General features: G+C 75.1%; 1 protein-coding gene. It reads left to right on the top strand.

The window, feature by feature from the left end:
• Positions 1-10: 10 nt before the first annotated feature.
• Positions 11-409: diguanylate cyclase domain-containing protein (locus GVN67_RS29385; protein ID WP_235035635.1), on the top strand; the 399-nt coding region annotated here is incomplete at its 3' end.

Here is a 409-nt window from a genome sequence, read left to right as displayed (position 1 = left end):
GCTGGAGGCCGTGGCCCGCCGCCTGGCCGATGCGCTGCCCCCCGGCGTGCTGCTCGCGCGCGTGGGCGCCGATACCTTCGGCGTGCTCGGCGAGGCGAGCCGGGTGGCGCTGCCGCGGCTGCTGCAGTGCATGCGCCCGCCGCCCGCGGTGGACGGCGTGCCGCAGAAGGTGTCGCTTACCTGCGGCTACGTGCACCTGCCGTCGCGCGCGCAGGCGGGCGCCGATCTCGTCAAGGACGCCACCATCGCCCTCAAGCGCGCCAAGCGGGACCACCGGGGCCAGCACCTGCAGTACGTGGACCACATGGGCACCGAGGCGCGCGACCGCGCGCTGCTGCTGTCCGAACTGCGCGCGGCCATCGACGACGCGCAGCTGTTCCTGGTCTACCAGCCGCAGGTGCGGCTGGAC

It is taken from the genome of Roseomonas sp. 18066, from assembly GCF_902706185.1.
In the GTDB taxonomy this organism is placed as follows: domain Bacteria; phylum Pseudomonadota; class Alphaproteobacteria; order Acetobacterales; family Acetobacteraceae; genus Pseudoroseomonas.
This window is presented reverse-complemented; position numbering and strand designations above follow the sequence as displayed.